Source organism: Actinomadura sp. NBRC 104425, assembly GCF_030269545.1.
Taxonomy (GTDB): Bacteria; Actinomycetota; Actinomycetes; order Streptosporangiales; family Streptosporangiaceae; genus Spirillospora; species Spirillospora keratinilytica.
Genome location: NZ_BSTN01000010.1, coordinates 184,787 through 201,232, shown reverse-complemented (window position 1 = coordinate 201,232; position 16,446 = coordinate 184,787). Strand labels below are relative to the sequence as shown.

Sequence of the window (16,446 nt, the reverse complement as noted above, 5' to 3'; positions counted from 1 at the left end):
CGCACCGGCGCGCCCGCGGGCACCGGCGCGCCCCCTGCATCCTGGAGGACTCATGACCGAAGCGCTGCCGCAGCACGCGCCCGTAGCCGACCCCCCGTGGCGCGACCCCCGGCTGCCGGTCGCCGAACGCGTCGCCGACCTGCTGGCCCGGATGACCGTGGAGGAGAAGGCCGGCCAGCTCGGCTCGTTCTGGGCGCAGGCCGCCGAGCCCGGGGAGCCGGTGGCGCCGCGCGAGGACGACGCCGACGAGCCCATGCCCGGCGACCGGGCCCTGGCGCTGCACGAGCAGGCCCGCTGGGGCCTGGGGCACCTGACCCGGGTGTTCGGCACCGCCCCGGTCGCCCCGGCCGAGGGCGCCGCGAGACTGCGCGAGCTGCAGCGCGTGGTCCGCTCCGCCAACCGGTTCGCTCTGCCCGCCATCGCGCACGAGGAGTGCCTGACCGGCTTCATGACCTGGCGGGCCACCGTGTTCCCCAGCCCGCCGGCGTGGGGCGCGAGCTTCGACCCCGGGCTGGTCGGCGAGATGGCCGCCGCCATCGCGGCGTCCCTGCGGCGCGCCGGCGTCCACCAGGGGCTCGCGCCGGTGCTGGACGTGGTGCGCGACGCCCGATGGGGCCGGACCGAGGAGTGCATCGGCGAGGACCCGTACCTCGTCGGCATCATCGGCGCCGCGTACGTGCGGGGCCTGGAGAGCGGCGGCATCGTCGCGACGCTCAAGCACTTCGTCGGCTATTCGGCGTCGCGGGACGCGCGCAACATGGCGCCCACCGCCGCCGGGCCGCGCGAGGTCGCCGACGTGCTGCTGGAACCGTTCGTCATGGCGCTGCGCGAGGGCGGCCCCCGGTCGGTCATGCCGTCCTACACCGACGTCGACGGTGATCCGGTCTCGGGCAGCGAACGGCTGCTGACCCGGGTGCTGCGCGAGGAGCTGGGGTTCACCGGCGTGGTGGTGTCCGACTACTTCGCGGTGTCGTTCCTGCAGTCGCGGCACGGGGTGGCCGGGTCCCGGCGGGAGGCGGCGGCGCGCGCGCTGGCCGCCGGCGTCGACGTGGAGCTGCCGTCGTCGCGCTGCTACGGCGAGCCGCTGGTGGAGGCGGTGCGCAGCGGCGACGTCCCCGAGGAGCTGCTCGACCGGGCCGCGGCGCGCGTCCTGACGCTCAAGGCGGAGCTCGGCCTGCTGGACGGGCCCGAAGACGGCGGGCCGGCGGACGGGGGCGGGAACGGGGATGCGGACGGGGCGCCCGTGTTCGACCCGCCCGCGCACCGCGAGCTGGCGCGGCGGCTGGCCGAGGAGTCGATCGTCCTGCTGGCCGACGACGGGACGCTGCCGCTGCGCCCGGACGCGCGGACCGCCCTGGTCGGGCCGCTGGCCGACGAGCGGTACGGGATGATGGGCTGCTACGCCTTCCCCAACCACGTCGGCCGCTTCGACCCGGACCTCCCGCTGGGCGTGGAGTTCCCGACGCTGGCCGACGCGCTGCGCGGCGAGTTCGCCGACCTGCGGGTCGTGCCGGGCGGCGACGTGCTGGGCGCCGGAGACGGCGACATCGCCGCGGCCGTCGCCGCAGCCCGCGAGGCCGAGGTGTGCGTGCTGGCGCTCGGCGACCGGTCCGGGCTGTTCGGGCGCGGCACCTCCGGCGAGGGCTGCGACGCCGAGACGCTGGCGCTGCCGGGCCGCCAGGCCGAGCTCGCCGAGGCCGTCCTGGCCACGGGGACGCCCACCGTCGTGGTGATGCTGTCGGGGCGCCCCTACGCGCTGGGCGCCGTCGCGGATCGGGCGGCGGCGGTCGTGCAGGCGTTCTTCCCCGGGCAGGAGGGCGGCGCGGCCCTGGCGGCGGTCCTGACCGGGCGGGCCGAGCCCCGGGGGCGGCTCCCGGTGAGCATGCCGCGCAGGCCGTACGGCACCCCGGTGGTGTACCTGCGGTCCCGCCTGGACTCCCCGCACCCGTGGAGCACGGTGGACTCCACGCCGCTGTTCCCGTTCGGGCACGGGCTGAGCTGGACGACGTTCGCCTATGAGGAGCTGACCGTCGACCCGGTGGCGGCGACCGACGGGTCGGTACGGGTCCGCGCGGTGGTCCGCAACGTCGGGGAGCGGGCCGGCACGGAGGTCGTCCAGCTGTACCTGGCCGACCCGGTGTCGTCGGTGGTCCGGCCCGTGCGCTGGCTGGCCGGCTGGGCGAAGACGCGCATCGAGCCGGGGCGGGCCGTACGGGTGGAGTTCACCGTGCACGCCGACCGCACCTCGTTCACCGGGGGCGATTTGACGCGCATCGTCGAGCCGGGGGTCGTGGAGGTGCTGGTGGGGCGTTCCAGTGAGGACCTTCCGCTGCGGGGCTCGTTCACCCTGGAGGGGCCGCGGCGCGTGCTCGGCGCCGACCGCGTGCTGACCGTCCCGGTGGAGGTGACGCCGCTGTGAGCACGCTCAGGAGGTTCCGCAACCCGATCCTGCCGGGGATGTACCCCGACCCGTCGGTCTGCCGGGTGGGCGGCGACTTCTACCTGGTGACGTCCACGTTCGAGTGGTTCCCGGGCCTGCCGGTGTTCCACAGCCGCGACCTGGTGCACTGGCGGCAGCTCGGGCATGTGCTGGACCGGCCGTCGCAGCTCGACCTGGACGGGATCCGCCCGTCGGCCGGGCTGTACGCGCCGACGATCCGCCACCACGACGGCACGTTCTACGTGGTGTGCACGCTGGTGGACGGCCCGGGCCACTTCGTGGTGACCGCGACCGATCCGGCCGGGCCGTGGTCGGAGCCCGTCTGGCTGGAGGGCGCGGGGATCGACCCGTCGCTGTTCTTCGACGACGACGGGCGGGCGTGGTTCACCGAGACCCGGCCGACGTCGGCCGTGCGGCCGGACAGCGGGTGCCGGATCCTGCTGCGGGAGTTCGACCCCGCCGCGCTGCGCACGACCGGGCCCGAGCATGTGATCTGGGAGGGCGCGGCCAGGAACGCGGTCTGGCCGGAGGCGCCCCACCTCTACAAGATCGACGGGCGGTATCTGCTGGTGACGGCCGAGGGCGGCACCTTCCACGACCACGCGGTGGTGGTCGCGCGCGCCGACTCCGTCACCGGCCCCTATGAGGGCGACCCGCGCAACCCCGTGCTGACGCACCGGCACCTGGGGCGGGACCACCCGATCGTGGGGACGGGCCATGCCGACCTGGTCGACACCCCCGACGGGCAGTGGTGGATGGTGCTGCTGGCCTGGCGCCCCTACGGCGGCTACTACTGCAACCTGGGCCGCGAGACGTTCCTGACGCCCGTCCGGTGGGAGGACGGCTGGCCCGTGGCGGGGCCGGTGGAGGCCGTCCACGACGCGCCCTCGCTGCCGGAGCACCGCTGGCCCGCCGTCCCGGCATGCGACCACTTCGACGCCCCGGAGCTGGCGCCGTACTGGAACATGCTGCGCACCCCCCGCGAACGGTGGTGGAGCCTGACCGACCGCCCCGGGCACCTGCGGTTGCGGCTGCGCCCCCACACGCTCGCCGACCTGGCCAACCCGTCGTTCGTCGGGCGGCGGCAGCAGCACATGGACTTCGCCGCGTACGCGGCCATGGAGTTCACGCCCGAACGCGAAGGAGAGCAGGCGGGCATCGCGCTCGTGCTCAACCACGACTTCCACGTGCTGCTGGCGTCCACCGCGCACGGGCTGCGGCTCGTGCGCCGCGAGCGGGGCCGGGACACGGTGCTGGCCGTGCACGCCTCCGTCCCCGACCGGCTCTGGCTGGGGTTCGAGGCGCACGGGCAGGAGTACCGGGCGCGCTTCGCCACCCGGCCCGGGGCCTGGGAGCCCCTCGGCGAACCGTTCGACGGGCGGTTCCTCAACACCCAGACGGCGGGCGGGTTCACCGGCGTGTACGTCGGCATGTTCGCCTCCGGCCCCGACACCGGACGGTTCGCCGACTTCGACTGGTTCGAGTACTCGGCGCTCAGCGGCGCTGCAGGGCGGTGAGGCGCTCGGCCGCCGCCAGCACCGCCTTGGCCAGGTCGGGCAGCCGGTCGTCGCCGAAGCGCACGGCCGGGCCCTGCAGCGCGACGGCCGCGAACGCCCGTCCCGCCGAGTCGCGGACGGGCGCGGCCACCGCGCGCACCCCGACGATCCGCTCCTCGTCGTTGACGGCGTAGCCGCGCTCGCGGACGCGCGCGAGGTCGGCGGCCAGCTCCGCGCGGGTGGTGAGCGTGGCGGGGGTGAAGCGGCGGAACGGCTCCGGCATCGCCACGCGCCCGTCGTCGAAAGCCAGCAGCGCCTTGCCCATCGCGCACACGTGGATCGGGTTGCGCGCGCCCGGCTCCTGGTCGTACCGCAGCGGGTGCACCGACGGCAGGTGCAGCAGCACGGCCACCTCGTCGCCCACCCGCACGCCCAGGCTGACCGCCTCGCCGGTCTCGTCGCGCAGCGCGGTCAGCTCGGGCTGCAGCAGCGTGGTGCCCATCCGCTCCAGCGCCAGCCGGCCGAGGATCGCGGCGGTGGGGCCCAGGTGGTAGCGCTCGGTGCGGGGGTCGCGGCCCAGCATCCCGGACGCGTGCAGGGCGCGGACGATGCGGTGCGCGGTGCTCACCGTCAGCCCGAGCCTGCCCGCGATCTCGGTGGGGGTCTGCTCGGCCGCGCCCTCGAACGACCGCAGCACGGCGATGGCCCGGTCCACCGACTGCGTCCCGCTGCGCGCGGCCCCGGTCATGCCGGCCCTGGTTCGGGCCGCTCGACCTCCGCCCACAGACTGGGCAGGTTGACGACGATGCCCTCCTGGGTGCTGCGGGCGATCACCACGACCGCCTCCTCGTCCGGCGAGGGGTTCTCCTCGCGGTGCGGGACGTAGGGCGGGACGAACACGTAGTCGCCGGGCTCGGTCTCGACCCGCACCTCGGCGTCGCCGTCGGCGAACACGAAGACCGGGTGCCCGGACACCACGTAGATCGCGGTCTCGGCCTCGCCGTGGTGGTGGTCGCCGGAGTTGGTGGCCGGAGCGACGTGGGTGCGGCCCATCCACAGCCGCCGGGAGCCGACCGTCTTGCCGGAGACGGCCTCGAAGCGGCGCATGCCGGACGTCTGCGCGGTGTCGGTCCCCAGCTCGGCGCCGCGGATGTGCTCGATCCGGCCGTGCCAGGCCGCCGTGCCGCGGGCCCGTACGTCCGTTTCGATGTCCTTCGTCACGGTCCCATCCTCGCATTCTTTAGAATCTTGACCTGTTTAGTAGAGATTACTACAGTGCGGAATAGATCATCCACGATGTGGTGACAGGGGTGACCGAAGGGCGACTCGCCCGGGGAGGACGGCGATGACGGTCGAGTTCATCGGCATGATCCGGACTGCGGACACGTCCGAGATCAGGCCGCGGCGGGGTCCGGCGATCGACCCCGACTACACCGCCCGGTTCGCGCGGGCCCACGAGGAGGCCGGGTTCGACCGGGTGCTGATCGGCTACCACTCCTGGGACGCCGACGGGTTCTCGGTCGCGGCGTACGCGGCCGCGCACACCGAGCGGCTGGGCCTGCTGCTGGCGCACCGGCCCGGGTTCGTGGCCCCCACGCTGGCCGCGCGCAAACTGGCCACCCTCGACCAGTTCACCGGCGGGCGGCTGGCCCTGCACGTGATCAGCGGCGCCAGCGAGACCGAGCAGCGCCGCGACGGCGACTACGCCGACAAGCCCGCCCGCTACCGGCGCACCGACGAGTACCTGGACATCGTCAAGCGGGTCTGGGCCGCCGACGAGCCGATCGACCACGAGGGCGAGTTCTACCGGTTCCAGGGTGCCCGCTCCGATGTCAAACCGGTGCACGGCAGGCTGCCGATCTACTTCGGCGGATCGTCGGCCGACGCCTACCGGGTCGGCGGCAGGCACGCCGACGTGTACGCGCTGTGGGGCGAGCCGCTCGCCGAGACCGCCGAGCAGATCAGGGCGGTGCGCGAGTCGGCGGCGAGCCACGGCCGCGACCCGGACGAGGTGCGCTTCTCGGTGTCGTTCCGGCCGATCCTCGCAGACACCGACGAGCAGGCGTGGGAACGCGCGCACCGCATCCTGGAGACGATCAACTCCCGGACGTCGCCGGACGGCGCGATGCTCGCCTTCCCTGCGAACGAACGCGGTGTCGGCTCGCAGCGGCTGCTGGCCGCCGCCGAGAAGGGCGAACGGCACGACCGCGCGCTGTGGACCGCCACGGCCAAGGCCACCGGGGCGGCGGGCAACTCCACCGCGCTGGTCGGCAGCCCCGAAACGGTCGCCCAGGCGCTGCTCGACTACGTCGACATCGGTGTCACCACGCTGCTGATCCGCGGTTACGAGCCGCTGGAGGACGCCGTCGACTACGGGCGGCGGCTCATCCCCTTGGTCCGCGCCGAGCTGGAGCGCCGCGACCGGACCGCCGCGACCGCCGCCCGCTGAGATCGGGAGAGGTCCATGTCGCACCGGTTTTCCCGCCGTGCCGTGTCCCGGCTGGTCGCGCCGCTGCTCGCGGTGGCGCTCGTCTGCGCCGCCGCGGCGTGCTCCGCCGGCGACGACCGCGTCACCCTGCGCGTGGGCGACCAGACCGGCATGACCGAGTCGCGGCTGAAGGCGGCCGGGCTGCTCGACGACGTGCCCTACCGGATCGAGTGGTCGCAGTTCCCGGCCGCGCTGCCGCTGCACGAGGCGCTGCGGGCGGGCGCGGTGGACATCGGCGGGGCGGCCGACTCGCCCACCGTGGCCGCCATCGCCGGCGGCTCGAAGATCAAGGCCGTCGCGGCCTGGAGCAACGGCGGCACCGGCACCTACATCCTCGTCCCCCGCGACAGCACGATCCGCACCGTCGCGGACCTCAAGGGCAAGCGGGTCTCCCCCACCACCCGCGGCAGCGTCGCCCACTACCTGCTGCTCGGCGCGCTCAAACAGGCCGGGCTGAAGCCGGACGACGTGCAGATGAACTTCCTGGCGCCCGCCGACGCCAACGCCGCGTTCTCCACCGGGCGGCTCGACGCGTGGGTGACGTGGGGCGTGTTCGCCGCACGGGCGCGCGGGCAGCAGGGCGCCCGGGTCCTGCTCGGCGGGCAGGGCATCAACGCGGGCCTGAATGTGCTCAGCGCCACCGACGCCGCGCTCGGCGACCCTGAGAAGGTCAAGGCGATGGCCGACTTCGCCGACCGCGTCGACAAGGGCTTCGCCTGGGGCAGGCGCAATCCGTCCGCCTACACCGACTGGTTCGCGAAGTTCGCCGGGCAGCCCAGGTCGGTGGCCGCGCAGGTGCAGCCGGAGGACGCGGCCTACCGGCGCATCCCGATGGACGACGCGTTCGCCGCCGAGCTGCAGAAGACCCACGACACCTGGGTCGAGGTCGGCCTGTTCACCGGCCGCCACGACTTGCGGCGCTTCGTCTACCGGGGGTTGGGCGAGCGATGAGCCGGTTCCCCCACCGCACCGTCTCGTGGCTGGCGCCGCTGGCGTTGCTGGCGCTGTGGGAGGGCGCCGCCCGCGGCGGACTGCTGTCCGACCAGGTGCTGCCCGCACCCAGCACCGTCGTGGCGACCGCCGCCGACCTCACCGCCGACGGCGAGCTGCCCCGGCACCTGCTGGCCAGCCTGCGGCGCGCCGCGACCGGCTTCGCCCTCGGCGCCGCCGCCGGGCTGGGCCTGGGCGTGCTGGTCGGCCTGTCCCGCATCGCCGAGTCCCTGATCGACCGCAGCGTGCAGATGGTGCGGGCCGTCCCGTTCCTGGCCGTGCTGCCGCTGGTGATCGTGTGGTTCGGGGTCGGCGAGGGCGGGAAGGTCTTCTTGATCGCGCTCGGCACCGGTTTCCCCCTCTACCTCAACACCGTCCTCGGCATCCGGCAGATCGACCCCAAGCTGCTGGAGATGAGCCGGGTCGTCGGGCAGGGCCGGCTGGAGCGGGTCCGGTGGGTGATCCTGCCGGGCGCGCTGCCGTCCATCCTCGGCGGGCTGCGGCTGGCGCTGACCCACGCCTGGCTGGCCCTGGTCATCGCCGAGACGATCGGCGCCACCGAGGGCATCGGCTTCATGGCCACCAACGCCCGCGAGTTCCTGCAGGTCGACGTGATCGTGCTGGTCGTCCTGCTCTACGCGCTGATCGGCATCACCTGCGACCTGCTGGCCCGGTTCCTGGAGCGGCGCCTGCTCTCCTGGCACGCCTCCTACGCCCCCGGCTCCCCGTGACCCCCGACCCCGCCTTCCGGCCTTGGAGTCGATCGTGACAGAGTCGATCGTGACAGACCATCTCCTCTCCCGGCGTTCGCTGCTGGCCGCCACCGGGCTCGGCGCGGCCGCCGCGCTCGCCGGCTGCTCGTCCGCGGGCGGTGCGACGGACGGCGGATCCGCCGACACGGTGCGGCTGACGCACGGCCCCATCTCCGTCCCCAAGATCCGCGGCGAGCTCGACCGCGCGCTGCAGCGGCGGGGCCTCAAGGTCCGCTGGATCGGCCCCTTCCCCAACCACGCCCCCACCCTGCAGGCCGTGGCGACCGGCACCGCCGACTTCAGCTTCGGCGGCAGCAGCACCCCCGCCGACCAGGCCATACTCTCGGGCGCGGACGTGGTGTACGTGGCGTGGGCGACGACCTGGCCGCGCACCACCGCGATCCTGGTCCGGCCGTCGTCGGGCATCGCGAAGGTCGCCGACCTCGCCGGCCGGACGGTCGCCGTCAACAAGGCCGGGCTCGGCGAGTTCCTGCTGGTGGCGGCGCTGGAGAAGTACCAGGTGCCGCGCGAGCGCGTGAAGATGCTCTACATGAACCCGACCGAGGCGGCGTCGGCGTTCGCCTCCGGGAAGATCGACGCCTGGGCGATCTGGGAGGGCTTCCGGGAGATCGCCGAGGTCCGGTACGGCGCCCGGGCGATCTTCGTGGAGGGCGACGAGCTGGACCGGCAGATCGACTTCCGCACCTATCTGGTCCGCCGCGACTACGCCCGCGAGCACCCCGACATCGTCCGCGCCGTCATCGCGGCCTACCAGGCCGACCAGGAATGGCAGAACGCCCATTTCCGGGAGGCGATCGAGCTCGGCAACGGCGTGTCCAAGTACCCGCAGGAGGTCATCGACCGGCTCGTGCAGCACCGCACCACCCAGAAGCTGCGGCTGATGGACGACGAGGGCATCGAGCAGCTGCAGTACGGCGCCGACTGGTTGGCCGAACGCGGCATCCTCTCCGACCGCATCAAGATCGCCGACCACGCGGTGAAGCTGTGACCGCCCCCGCGGCCGCGCCCGGCGGCGCCGAGGTGCAGATCCGGGGCCTGACCCGCGTGTTCGGCGACCGCACCGTGCTGACCGGGCTGGACCTGGACATCCGCCGGGGCGAGTTCGTCGCGCTCATCGGGCACAGCGGATGCGGCAAGACCACGCTGCTGCGGCTGCTGGCCGGCCTGGACCGGCCCGACGGCGGCACCGTGCGCGTCCCGCCCGCCCGCATGGTCGTCTTCCAGGAGCACCGGCTGCTGCCGTGGCGGCGGGTGTGGCGCAACGTGGCGATCGGGCTGCGCGGCAAGGACGCCCGCGCCGCCGCCGTGCGCGCGCTGGCCGAGGTCGGGCTCGCCGACCACGTGGACTCCTGGCCGCGCACCCTGTCGGGCGGTGAGGCGCAGCGGGTCGCGCTCGCCCGCGCCCTGGTGCGCGAGCCGCAGCTGCTGCTGCTGGACGAGCCGTTCGCCGCGCTCGACGCGCTCACCAGGATCAAGATGCACGCACTGGTCCGGCGGCTGATCGCCCGGCAGCGCCCGGCGGTGCTGCTGGTCACCCACGACGTGGACGAGGCGATCCTGCTCGCCGACCGCGTCGTGGCCATGCGCGGCGGCCGGCTGGCCGCCGAGCATCCGGTGCCCGCCGAGGCGACCCGGCGCGGCTCCCCCGAGTTCGCGCGGCTGCGCGCCGCGCTGCTGGCCGAACTCGGCGTCGAAGAGGCCGCCGACGACGTCACCGTGCCATGACCTGGACGACGACGACATCGCATTGGGGCGCCCACCGGGTGCGGCCCGTGCCGGGCGGCGGCCTGCAGGTCGCGCCGCACCCGGCCGACCCGGCGCCGTCGCCGCTGCTCGGCAACGTCCCCGGGGCGCTGCGGCATCCGACGCGGGTGGCGGCGCCGGCGGTCCGGCGCGGCTGGCTGGAGCGCGGGCCGGGCCCGTCGGCCGGACGGGGCCGCGAGCCGTTCGTCGAGGTGAGCTGGGAACGCGCGCTCGACCTGGTCGCGGGCGAGCTGGAGCGCGTGCGCCGCGGGCACGGCAACGAGGCGATCTTCGGCGGCTCCTACGGATGGGCCAGCGCGGGGCGCTTCCACCACGCGCAGAGCCAGCTGCACCGGTTCCTCAACACGATCGGCGGCTACACCGCCTCGCGCGGCTCCTACAGCCTCGGCGCCTCGCTGGTCGTGCTGCCGCATCTGGTGGGGGACGCCGACGCGGTGCTGCGCCGGGGCTCGTCCTGGCCGACGATCCTCGAGCACACACGGCTGCTGGTGGCGTTCGGCGGGCTGCCCGCCAAGAACGTCGGCGTGACGCCGGGCGGTGTGACCCGGCACACCACGGCGGCGGCGCTGGCCGCGCTGATCCCGGCGGGCGTCGAGATCGCGCTGGTCAGCCCGCTGCGCGACGACGCACCCGCGGGCGCCCGCTGGTACCCGGTCCGGCCCGGCACCGACGTGGCGCTCATGCTCGGCCTGGCGCACACGCTGCTCGCCGAGGACCGGCACGACCGCGCGTTCCTCGACCGCTACTGCGCCGGCTTCGACGAGTTCGCCGCCTACCTGCGCGGCGCGTCCGGCGACGGCACGGCCAAGGACGCCGACTGGGCCGCGGCGATCTGCGGCATCCCGGCCGGCGACATCCGCGACCTGGCCCGCCGCATGGCGGCGACGCGGACGCTCGTCACCGTGAGCTGGTCGCTGCAGCGCATCGAGCACGGCGAGCAGCCGGTGTGGGCGGGGCTGGCGCTGGCGGCGATGCTCGGGCAGATCGGCCTGCCGGGCGGCGGGTTCGGGCACGGCCACGGCTCGATCGGCGACGCCGGCGCCACCGGCCCCGACCTGCGCCTGCCCTACCTGCCCCAGGGCGTCAACCCGGTGTCGGCGTTCATCCCGGTCGCCCGCGTCGCCGACATGCTGCTGCACCCCGGCGCCCGGTACGACTACGACGGCCGGCGGCTGACCTACCCGGACGTCCGGCTCGTCTACTGGGCGGGCGGCAACCCCTTCCACCACCACCAGGATCTGGCCCGGCTGCGCCGCGCGTTCGCCCGCCCCGACACGATCGTCGTGCACGAGACGCACTGGACGGCCACCGCCCGCCACGCCGACATCGTCCTGCCGGCCACCACCGCGCTGGAACGCGACGACATCGGCGGCGGCCGCCGCGACACCCACCTGATCGCCATGCGGCGGGCCGTCGCGCCCGTCGGCCGGGCCCGCGACGATTACGCGATCTTCGCCGGCCTGGCCGAGCGGCTCGGCGTCCGCCGGGCGTTCACCGAGGGACGCGACACCCGGGCCTGGCTGGAGCACATCTACGGCGTCTGGCGCGACCGGCTGCGCGCGCAGGGCCACGACGTCCCCGAGTTCGCGCGGTTCTGGGAGCAGGGCGAGTACGAACTGCCGCCCGGCCCCTCGCACACCACCCTGTTCGCCGGGTTCCGCGCCGACCCCGACGCGCACCCGCTGCCGACGCCGAGCGGGCGCATCCAGATCACCTCGCCGACCGTCGCCGGCTTCGGCCTGCCCGACTGCCCCGGGCACCCCGCCTGGCTGCCGCCCGCCGAGCGGCCCGACGCCGCGCATCCGCTGCTGCTGATCGCCAACCAGCCCGCCACCCGCCTGCACAGCCAGGGCGACATGGGCGCCACCAGCCAGGCCGCCAAGGTCGCCGGGCGCGAACCGCTGCGCATCCACCCCGACGACGCGGCGCCGCGCGGCATCGCCGACGGCGACGTGGTGCGGGTGTACAACGACCGGGGCGCGTGCCTGGCCGGGGCCGTGCTCAGCGACGCGCTGCGGCCCGGCGTCGTCCAGCTGCCGACCGGCGCCTGGTTCGACCCGGTCGACGACCCCGAGCGGCCCGGCCGGGTGCTGTGCGTGCACGGCAACCCCAACGTCCTCACCGCCGACCGTCCCACCTCGCGGCTGGCGCAGGGCTGCACCGGCCAGCACGCGGCCGTGCAGGTCGAGCGGTACCGCGGCGCGCCGCCGCCGCTGCGCTGCACCTCGCCGCCGCCCATCTTCCGTCCCAGGAGTGAACCATGACCATCGCATTGGCCGACGTGCTGCCCGGCATCGCCGCGCGGGCGGCCGAACACGACCGCGACGGCTCGTTCCCGCACGAGGCGTTCGCCGACCTGCACAAGGCCGGGGTGCTCAACCTGACCGTCCCGGCGGAGCTCGGCGGGGGCGGCGCGACGCTGGCCGAGGCCGTCGAGGTCGTCGGCGCGGTCGGCGCGGCCGACCCGGCGGTGGCGCTCGTGCTGGCGATGCACCTGATCAACCACGCCGTGCTGCGCGCGCCGGACTGCCCGTGGCCCGCGGAGGTGCGGCGGCGGGTGCAGCGCAGTTCGCTGGACGGCGTTGCGCTGATCAACGCGCTGCGCGTCGAACCCGACCTCGGCACGCCCGCGCGCGGCGGGCTGCCCGCCACCGTGGCCGCACGCGGCGGCGACGGCTGGACGCTGCGCGGCCACAAGATCTACTCCACCGGTGCGCCCGGGCTGAGCTGGCTGCTGGTGTGGGCCCGCACCGACGATCCGCGGCCCCGCGTCGGCTCCTTCCTGGTGCCCGCGGACGCGCCCGGCATCCGCATCGAACCCACCTGGGACCACCTGGGCATGCGCGCCACCCGCAGCGACGACGTGATCCTGGACGGCGTGCCGGTCCCGGCCGACCACGCGGTGGACGTCAGGCCCGCCGAGGAGCAGCCGCCCCGCCCCGGCGGCGCGTTCCCGGCGTGGAACGCACTGCTGATCAGCGCGATCTACGACGGGGTGGCGCGCGCCGCCCGTGACTGGCTGGTGGGCTACCTCAACGAGCGCACCCCCGCCAACCTGGGCCGGCCGCTGGCCACGCTGCCGCGCTTCCAGGCCGCCGTCGGCCGGATCGAGGCGCTGCTGTCCGCCAACCGCACCCTGCTGGCCGCCGCCGCCCGCGACGAGCGCGACGCCGGCGGCGCCGCGCTGGTCAAGCACACCGTCACCGGCAACGCCGTGCGGGCCGTGGAGACCGGGCTGACGCTGATCGGCAATCCCGGCCTGTCGCGGCGCAACCCGATCGAGCGGCATTACCGCGACGTGCTGTGCGCGCGGATCCACACCCCGCAGGACGACACCATCCTGACCGGGGCGGGGACCGCCGCCCTGGCCCGCTGAGCGTCCCCGCGCCGGCCGGGCGGTGCGCCGGGCCGCGCGGGACGGCGTGAAAGATTCCGCCGGGCGGGCGTTTTCCTTGACCACGTCGAAGCGCTTCGACCACCCTCCGGGGGCAACCGCGTCACGAGGAGGCCCCCGATGCGAGGAGACCGACGCAGACCCCGCAGCCCCCGCCGCGCGGCGGCGCTGCTGGCCGCGCTGGCGCTGAGCGCCGCGCCGCTGGCCGCTCCCGCCGCGCTCCCCGCGGCGGCCGCCGCCGAGACCTACACGTGGCGGAACGTGCAGATCGCGGGCGGCGGGTTCGTCCCGGGCATCGTCTTCAGCCGCAAGGAGCGCAACCTGATCTACGCCCGCACCGACATCGGCGGCGCCTACCGCTGGGACCAGTCGTCCCGGCGCTGGATCCCGCTGCTGGACTGGGTGGGCTGGGACCGGTGGGGCTACAACGGCGTGGTGAGCCTGGCCGCCGACCCCGTGGACGCCGACCGCGTCTATGTCGCCGCCGGGATGTACACCAACAGCTGGGACCCCAACAACGGCGCGATCCTGCGCTCCTCCGACCGGGGCGCCACCTGGCAGGTCACGCCGCTGCCGTTCAAGCTCGGCGGCAACATGCCCGGACGCGGCATGGGCGAACGGCTCGCCGTCGACCCCAACGACAACCGCGTGCTCTACCTCGGCGCCCCCGAGGGCAACGGGCTGTGGCGCAGCACCGACCGGGGCGCGACCTGGTCGAAGGTGTCCAGCTTCCCCAACCCCGGCAACTACAGCGACGACCCGTCCGACCCCAACGGGTACGGCAGCCACCGGCCCGGCGTGGTGTGGGTGACGTTCGACGAGAGCACCGGCACCTCGGGCAGCCCCACCCGCACCATCTACGTCGGCGTCGCCGACAAGGACAACACCGTCTACCGCAGCACCGACGCGGGCGCCACCTGGGAGCGCGTCCCCGGGCAGCCGACCGGCTACATCGCGCACAAGGGCGTGCTGGACGCGGCCGGGCACGCCCTCTACATCGCCACGTCCGACACCGCGGGCCCCTACAGCGGCGCCAAGGGCGACGTGTGGAAGTTCGACACCCAGACCTCGGCGTGGACCCGGATCAGCCCGGTCCCGTCGACCAGCTCGGACGCCTACTTCGGCTACAGCGGCCTGACCGTCGACCGGCAGCGCCCCGGCACCCTCATGGTCGCCACGCAGATCTCCTGGTGGCCCGACGTCATCTTCTTCCGCAGCACCGACGGCGGCCAGACCTGGACGCGCATCTGGGACTGGACGAGCTACCCCAACCGCAGCTTCCGCTACACGATGGACATCTCGTCGGTGCCGTGGCTGACGTTCGGCACCAACCCGTCGCCGCCCGAGGTCACCCCGAAGCTCGGCTGGATGACCGAGTCGCTGGAGATCGACCCGTTCGACTCCAACCGGATGATGTACGGGACGGGCGCCACCATCTACGGCACCGAGGACCTGACCCGGTGGGACTCCGGCGGCCAGATCACCATCCGGCCCATGGTGGCGGGGCTGGAGGAGACCGCCGTCCTGGACCTGGTCAGCCCGCCGTCCGGGGCGCCGCTGGTCAGCGCCCTCGGCGACATCGGCGGCTTCCGGCACGACGACCTGGGCACCGTGCCGTCGACCATGTTCGTGCGGCCGAACTTCACCAGCACCACCAGCCTCGACTACGCCGAGAACAACCCGTCGGTGATGGTGCGGGCGGGCGACTTCACCGACTCCGACCGGCCGAACGACTCCCACGTCGCCTTCTCCACCGACGGCGGTGCGAACTGGTGGCAGGCCGCCGAGCCGGGCGGCGTCAACAAGGGCGGCACGGTCGCGGCGGCCGCCGACGGCAGCCGGTTCGTGTGGGCGCCGGGCGACAGCGGCCAGCCGGTGGTGTACTCGGTGGGCTTCGGCAACTCCTGGTCGCAGTCGTCGGGCGTGCCGGCCAACGCCGTCGTCGAGTCCGACCGGGTCAACCCGCAGAAGTTCTACGCGTTCTCGGGCGGCCGCTTCTACGTCAGCACCGACGGCGGCCAGTCGTTCACCGCCACCGCCGCGTCCGGGCTTCCGTCGTCGGCGAAGTTCAAGGCCGTCCCCGGCCGCGAAGGCGACATCTGGCTGGCCGGTGACAGCGGCCTGTACCACTCCACCGACTCGGGCGCCTCGTTCACCAGGGTCTCGGCGGTGACCAAGGCCGTGAACATCGGCTTCGGCAAGGCCGCGCCGGGCCGCTCGTACCAGGCGCTGTACCTGGTCGGCACGGTCGGCGGCGTCACGGGCGTCTTCCGCTCCGACGACACCGGCGCCACCTGGGTGCGCGTCAACGACGACCAGCACCAGTACGGCAACATGGGCGAGGCACTGACCGGCGACCCCCGCGTCTACGGCCGCGTCTACCTGGGCACCAACGGCCGCGGCATCGTCTACGGCGACACCTCCGGCTGACCGGCCGACCGACCGGCGCCGCCCCGGCCCGATCGCCCTCCCCCGGCGCGGCCGCGGACGATCAGCGACGCCACCGGGCACCCCCGGAGGCGTCGCTCACCGCATCGGGGGAAAGCTGGATCTGGTACCACAGATCGCGTGATCGAGGGAGATCCATGAACACGGCAACGGGCGGGGGCGGCGGCGCCGTCCTGGAGGAGCTGGACCGCGAGGAGTGCCTGCGGCTGATCACGCCGGGCGGCGTCGGCCGGGTCGCCTTCAACGACGGCGAGGGCCCCGCCGTGATCCCGGTGAACTACGTCGTCGAGGACGGCACGGTGGTGTTCCGCACCGATCTGACCAGCCGCCTCAGCCAGGCGCTGAGCACCGCGCTGGAGGGCGCGCAGGTGCGGATCGCCTTCGAGGTCGACCGGTTCGACGAGGCGCGGCACGAGGGCTGGAGCGTGCTGCTGCGCGGGGGCGCCCGGCAGCTGTCGGAGGACGAGTCCGCCGGCGCCGCGCCCGTGGAGCCGTGGCCGGGCGGCGAGCGGGGCGCGCACATCCGGATGGTCCCGGCGGAGATCAGCGGCCGCCGCGTCCACCACTGATCCGCGGGCCCGCCGGGCCGCATCGAAAACGCGACGGGCGGGGGCCGCGCGGCCCCCGCCCGTCTCACCCCCTCGGGTGGTTCA

Annotated in this window: 13 protein-coding genes; 11 read left to right on the top strand and 2 right to left on the bottom strand. The window is 74.6% G+C overall.

The annotated features are described in order from the left end of the window. The first annotated feature begins 52 nt into the window (after nucleotides 1-52). Together QSK22_RS17825 and QSK22_RS17820 are read left to right on the top strand one after the other, a co-directional pair. A complete protein-coding gene (locus tag QSK22_RS17825) occupies nucleotides 53-2,419 on the top strand; it encodes a beta-glucosidase family protein (RefSeq protein ID WP_285495326.1) in 2,367 nt (788 codons plus the stop codon). After that, nucleotides 2,416-3,957 (top strand): glycoside hydrolase family 43 protein, encoded by a 1,542-nt coding sequence (locus tag QSK22_RS17820; RefSeq protein WP_285495325.1) that lies wholly within the window; start codon nucleotides 2,416-2,418, stop codon nucleotides 3,955-3,957. Before QSK22_RS17825 ends, QSK22_RS17820 begins: the two co-directional genes overlap by 4 nt. On the opposite strand, the gene QSK22_RS17815 is transcribed toward QSK22_RS17820, so the two are convergent. Continuing rightward, nucleotides 3,935-4,684: an IclR family transcriptional regulator gene (locus tag QSK22_RS17815; protein ID WP_285495324.1), complete on the bottom strand. Its 750-nt coding sequence runs from the start codon at nucleotides 4,682-4,684 to the stop codon at nucleotides 3,935-3,937. The two genes, QSK22_RS17820 and QSK22_RS17815, sit on opposite strands and share 23 nt — an antisense overlap. Beyond that, on the bottom strand, nucleotides 4,681-5,157 hold the full coding sequence (locus QSK22_RS17810; RefSeq protein WP_285495323.1) for a cupin domain-containing protein: 477 nt from the start codon (nucleotides 5,155-5,157) through the stop codon (nucleotides 4,681-4,683). Before QSK22_RS17810 ends, QSK22_RS17815 begins: the two co-directional genes overlap by 4 nt. A 124-nt stretch (nucleotides 5,158-5,281) precedes the next feature. Between QSK22_RS17810 and QSK22_RS17805 the strand changes: the two genes are divergently transcribed. The 9 genes from QSK22_RS17805 (at nucleotide 5,282) to QSK22_RS17765 (ending at nucleotide 16,362) form a co-directional block, all read left to right on the top strand. Beyond that, the gene (locus tag QSK22_RS17805; RefSeq protein WP_285495322.1) at nucleotides 5,282-6,385 is read left to right on the top strand and encodes an LLM class flavin-dependent oxidoreductase; all 1,104 of its coding nucleotides are present in this window, start codon (nucleotides 5,282-5,284) and stop codon (nucleotides 6,383-6,385) included. A gap of 15 nt (nucleotides 6,386-6,400) precedes the next feature. Continuing rightward, complete coding sequence (locus tag QSK22_RS17800) at nucleotides 6,401-7,375, top strand: ABC transporter substrate-binding protein (protein ID WP_285495321.1); 975 nt, start codon at nucleotides 6,401-6,403, stop codon at nucleotides 7,373-7,375. After that, entirely contained in the window at nucleotides 7,372-8,145 is a 774-nt protein-coding gene (locus tag QSK22_RS17795; protein WP_285495320.1) for an ABC transporter permease subunit, read from the top strand. Before QSK22_RS17800 ends, QSK22_RS17795 begins: the two co-directional genes overlap by 4 nt. Nucleotides 8,146-8,179: 34 nt before the next feature. Beyond that, entirely contained in the window at nucleotides 8,180-9,175 is a 996-nt protein-coding gene (locus QSK22_RS17790) for an NrtA/SsuA/CpmA family ABC transporter substrate-binding protein (RefSeq protein WP_285495319.1), read from the top strand. After that, nucleotides 9,172-9,912, top strand: coding sequence for an ABC transporter ATP-binding protein (locus QSK22_RS17785; protein ID WP_285495318.1), 741 nt, complete (start codon nucleotides 9,172-9,174; stop codon nucleotides 9,910-9,912). The genes QSK22_RS17790 and QSK22_RS17785 overlap by 4 nt, the downstream gene beginning before the upstream one ends. Further along, entirely contained in the window at nucleotides 9,909-12,215 is a 2,307-nt protein-coding gene (locus QSK22_RS17780; RefSeq protein ID WP_285495317.1) for a molybdopterin-dependent oxidoreductase, read from the top strand. Before QSK22_RS17785 ends, QSK22_RS17780 begins: the two co-directional genes overlap by 4 nt. Continuing rightward, nucleotides 12,212-13,327 (top strand): acyl-CoA dehydrogenase family protein, encoded by a 1,116-nt coding sequence (locus tag QSK22_RS17775; RefSeq protein ID WP_285495316.1) that lies wholly within the window; start codon nucleotides 12,212-12,214, stop codon nucleotides 13,325-13,327. The genes QSK22_RS17780 and QSK22_RS17775 overlap by 4 nt, the downstream gene beginning before the upstream one ends. Nucleotides 13,328-13,465: 138 nt before the next feature. Then, nucleotides 13,466-15,775: a WD40/YVTN/BNR-like repeat-containing protein gene (locus QSK22_RS17770; protein ID WP_502872326.1), complete on the top strand. Its 2,310-nt coding sequence runs from the start codon at nucleotides 13,466-13,468 to the stop codon at nucleotides 15,773-15,775. A gap of 155 nt (nucleotides 15,776-15,930) precedes the next feature. Next, a complete protein-coding gene (locus QSK22_RS17765; protein ID WP_285495315.1) occupies nucleotides 15,931-16,362 on the top strand; it encodes a pyridoxamine 5'-phosphate oxidase family protein in 432 nt (143 codons plus the stop codon). The last annotated feature ends 84 nt before the right edge of the window (nucleotides 16,363-16,446 follow it).

Bases quoted from the DNA above. Each gene is read 5' to 3' on its own strand.
- QSK22_RS17765 (WP_285495315.1), top strand. From the start codon at position 15,931: ATGAACACGGCAACGGGCGGGGGCGGCGGCGCCGTCCTGGAGGAGCTG.
- QSK22_RS17805 (WP_285495322.1), top strand. From the start codon at position 5,282: ATGACGGTCGAGTTCATCGGCATGATCCGGACTGCGGACACGTCCGAG.
- QSK22_RS17825 (WP_285495326.1), top strand. From the start codon at position 53: ATGACCGAAGCGCTGCCGCAGCACGCGCCCGTAGCCGACCCCCCGTGG.
- QSK22_RS17775 (WP_285495316.1), top strand. From the start codon at position 12,212: ATGACCATCGCATTGGCCGACGTGCTGCCCGGCATCGCCGCGCGGGCG.
- QSK22_RS17800 (WP_285495321.1), top strand. From the start codon at position 6,401: ATGTCGCACCGGTTTTCCCGCCGTGCCGTGTCCCGGCTGGTCGCGCCG.
- QSK22_RS17770 (WP_502872326.1), top strand. From the start codon at position 13,466: ATGCGAGGAGACCGACGCAGACCCCGCAGCCCCCGCCGCGCGGCGGCG.
- QSK22_RS17780 (WP_285495317.1), top strand. From the start codon at position 9,909: ATGACCTGGACGACGACGACATCGCATTGGGGCGCCCACCGGGTGCGG.
- QSK22_RS17815 (WP_285495324.1), bottom strand. From the start codon at position 4,684: ATGACCGGGGCCGCGCGCAGCGGGACGCAGTCGGTGGACCGGGCCATC.
- QSK22_RS17795 (WP_285495320.1), top strand. From the start codon at position 7,372: ATGAGCCGGTTCCCCCACCGCACCGTCTCGTGGCTGGCGCCGCTGGCG.